The organism is Cryobacterium melibiosiphilum, from assembly GCF_003602235.1.
Classification (GTDB): domain Bacteria; phylum Actinomycetota; class Actinomycetes; order Actinomycetales; family Microbacteriaceae; genus Cryobacterium; species Cryobacterium melibiosiphilum.
Genome location: NZ_QZVS01000016.1, coordinates 1 through 3444 on the forward strand (window position 1 = coordinate 1; position 3444 = coordinate 3444).

The window sequence follows — 3444 nt, forward strand, 5'->3', positions numbered from 1 at the left end:
CGCCACCCGCTACGACAAGCTCGCACTGACCTACCGCGGCGGAGCTGTCCTCAGAGCCATAACTATTTGGTCGAAGGCATTAGGAGACACGCCCTAGGCCCGGGCCACGCCAGTCGCGCGTTATCCGCACAATCGTAGGGTCGCTCCCGTGTTTCAGGGCGTTTGTCAAACTCTCCTGCAGGATGCGGTGGACGGCTAGCTGTTGCCCCGCCGTCAGCGGACCCGCCTCGCCGTACGTAACATCGGTCACGTTCAGCCCGGACTTTCTCATGCGTTCTACAAGTTCGTCCACATCCGTCAACGAGGGGTAGGAATGCCCTTCTGGAGAAGTCGACAGCGAGTGCAGCAGTACGCGAAGCTCGCCCAGCGACTCCCGCCCTGACTTTGCTATTGTCCGAAGCGTCTCCGCGGTGGCTTCCGGACGCTGATCCTGCAGAAACAGCGCCCCATCTGCCTGAGCGACGATGACCGACAGCGAGTGCGCCATGATGTCGTGCACGTCCTGCGCGGTATGATCGCGCTCAATCGCGATCGCCAGCTCAAGCTCGGCCGCGACAACCTCGTCCTCAAGTACGCGTGCCCGGTGTAGCCCCGCATCTCTCTCCAAAAACAGATGCACGGTGAATCCCAGCGCCCAGGCCACGACGAAAACGACCGTCGCCAACACCATCGAGGCAATCGGACCTGAAACGTCTGAGGCGATCTGCCAACGGGGAGAAACGATCGCGCCGACCGCGAGACCCACGAGGACGCTTATCACCAGGGCGAGCATTCGGATGCGTTTTGGGGCGAATGCGGCGACGATCCCCACGACGAACACGATGCCGAGGTACGCGGCCGTATTGGTCTCAAGGAATCGCAACCCCGGAAGGAGAAGTTGGCCCAACACCGTAGCCACGACGAGGCCCAATGCGCTGACGGGCAACATTCGACCCAGGGCGATGGCCAGTCCCAGAGCCGCATAGGGGATCCACTCGACAGGTAGATCCTCCGAGATGGTGTTCGCCGCTCCGATGATCCAGAGCAGGATAAAGGTCGCTCCCGCAAGGGGCAAGAGTGCAATCTTCGCAATCCGGAGGTTGTGTTTCATAGGGCAACAGTACGGGCGCGAATGTTCAGCCCTCGTGCTCACCCGGAAACATCCTCCCAAAGAAGGAGGGAAATCATTCGTGATCACCGCGGTGGCGTTCGCCGGCCGGAATTCCCTCGACGCCCCAGCGTTCGTAGCCAGCGAGGAATCCATGCGGCAGCGTCCCGTTGAGGGTTGGCGGGGCGACATTCGAGGCAAGACCTCGTGAAATTCGTCGGCCAGAAGAACTGGCAGCATCCCTTCCGCATGGTCGAGGCCACGCCTCAAATCAAGCGTTGGTGCCGAGAATCTCATCGCCGCCGCGCATCTCTCACCTATATACCGGGCGCACTCATCGCGAAACAGCGATCCGGCCCCGCCTTTAGGGTGGGCCCCGATCGAGCATGCATTCAATCAAAAACCATAACAAAATCTAGGGTAATTCTGCGTCGTCGTAAAAGGGAGATACCGCGGACAGGTCCTTGGGGAGAGCGACTTTTCGCTAGCGAGCGTGCTGCAGGCTCATCATCCGGGCACGGAGACGCCGGCGGCGATGACTTCTTCGATGGCATCGCGGGATTGTTCGAGGGCGTCGATGGAGGCTTCAATGCGAATTTGTTCGCGTTTGAGGTCTTCGATGAGGTCGGTGCAGATTGGAGCTAGGCGTCCTGCTTGTTGTGTCAGGCAGGGCAACACCGTTCGGATCGTCGCTGTGCGGAGCCCAGCGTCAAGCAAGTGGCGGATGCGGCGAACGAGTTCGATATCTTGATCGGTGTAGTCGCGGTATCCCGATGGATTTCTCAGCGGGTTGAGGAGGCCCTGTTCTTCGTAGTAACGAAGCAGCCTGGCCGGCACTCCAGAGCGTTCAACAACTTCAGAAATTCGCACGTGACCAGTAACTCCTATCGTCGAGCTTGCCTTCTCATTGATGTGAGAGTTGATGCTATCAGGGTGAACAATGAAAAATTCGTCCTTCGAAGTCTCCCACGTGATCGTGCTGCACGCCCGGCACTGGTGCTGGCTGGATTCGTGCTGTTGGTGTTTTGCACTGGTACAGCAGAGTATCTCGTCGCAGGCATGCTCCCTCTTTTTGCCGTCGACTTGTCGGTCGATATCGCCACCGCGGGCCAGACGGTCACCGCCTACGCGCTCGGGGTAGCTATCGGCGGACCGATCATTACCGCGCTCACTGCCCGGCTGCCACGGAAAGGGCTGGCTCTCGGTCTGGCCGTGGTTTTCATCGCCGGCACCACGCTGACCGTAATCGCCCCCGCGTTCGGTTGGGTCATAATCGGACGCGTCGTTTCCGCCTGCAGCCAGGCGACATTGTTTGCAATCGGCCTGATCACTGCGACTAAGGCGATGGGGCCGGCTAAGTCGGGGCAGGCCGTCGCGATCGTGACCTCCGGATTGACTCTGGCCACTGTACTGGGGGTGCCGTTGGGAGTGCTGCTAGGCGGAGGCACGAATTGGCGGCTTCCGTTTGTTGTGATCGCTGCCATCGCACTCATTGGTTTGCTCCTGCTGGCGTGGGCGATGCCCCGCACTCCGGCGCCCACGACGGGAATTGTCGATGAGATCCGAGCGCTACTGCGAAGGCCGGTGTTATTGGCCGTTTCGACGACCGTGGTCGGGTTCGCAGGAGTCGGCATCGTGTTTACCTACCTCGTGCCGCTCCTGACTGACGTGACAGGCATCGTCGCAGGCGCCATACCGGTACTGCTGATGGCCTATGGCATCGGCGGGGTCGTCGGCAACCTCGTAGCAGGACGCCTGGCTGATCGGGCACTCGGTCGCACTTTAGCTGGAGTCTTCATCGCCCTCATCATTACCCTGTCTGTGTTTCCCCTGGCCGCTGAAATACCGACCGCTATGGTCGCCCTGGTCGTGATGCTGGGGCTGTTGTCGACCGCTACGATCGCACCCTTGCAATCCCTCGTTATGCGCCATGCCGCCGCCGCACCGTCATTAGCGCTTGCGGTGAACGTCGGAGCGTTCAATCTAGCCAACGCCATAGGTGCCGCCCTCGGAGGCGTCGCAGTTGCAACCGGGATGATGCGTTGGGGCGGCTTCGCTGGCGCCGGGTTCGCCGTGCTTGGCCTCATCCTGAGCGCCGTAGCTGTCCGGATTCCCACTCAAACAGCGCGTGCCAAGAACAGCATCACCCGTGGAACAGCGGAAGCCCGTTCATGATCGCAGCAATGACACCTACAAGCGGTCCGGTCACGGTTCGGCTTACGGGCGCTCAGGATCCGGTTGTGACGACTGGACCGCGAGTGTCGGCGGCCATGACAAGCTGCCCATAGGCGGCCACGAAACTGCCCACTGACGGCCAGGAAAACTGCCCGTTGGTGGCCATGAGATCTGCCCACTTC

4 protein-coding genes are annotated in these 3444 nt (G+C 60.8%); 2 read left to right on the forward strand and 2 right to left on the reverse strand.

What is annotated here, in order from left to right; genetic code table 11:
- Positions 1-79: 79 nt before the first annotated feature.
- On the reverse strand, positions 80-1090 hold the full coding sequence (locus D6T64_RS00160) for a sensor histidine kinase (protein ID WP_158594738.1): 1011 nt from the start codon (positions 1088-1090) through the stop codon (positions 80-82).
- A gap of 79 nt (positions 1091-1169) precedes the next feature.
- Here D6T64_RS00160 and D6T64_RS23345 point away from each other — a divergent pair, with 79 nt between their 5' ends.
- Positions 1170-1298: a hypothetical protein gene (locus D6T64_RS23345; RefSeq protein WP_267900458.1), complete on the forward strand. Its 129-nt coding sequence runs from the start codon at positions 1170-1172 to the stop codon at positions 1296-1298.
- A 296-nt stretch (positions 1299-1594) separates the two neighbouring features.
- On the opposite strand, the gene D6T64_RS00165 is transcribed toward D6T64_RS23345, so the two are convergent.
- A complete protein-coding gene (locus D6T64_RS00165; protein WP_119970271.1) occupies positions 1595-1957 on the reverse strand; it encodes a MerR family transcriptional regulator in 363 nt (120 codons plus the stop codon).
- A 63-nt stretch (positions 1958-2020) separates the two neighbouring features.
- Between D6T64_RS00165 and D6T64_RS00170 the strand changes: the two genes are divergently transcribed.
- On the forward strand, positions 2021-3262 hold the full coding sequence (locus D6T64_RS00170; RefSeq protein WP_233550743.1) for an MFS transporter: 1242 nt from the start codon (positions 2021-2023) through the stop codon (positions 3260-3262).
- Positions 3263-3444 lie beyond the last annotated feature (182 nt).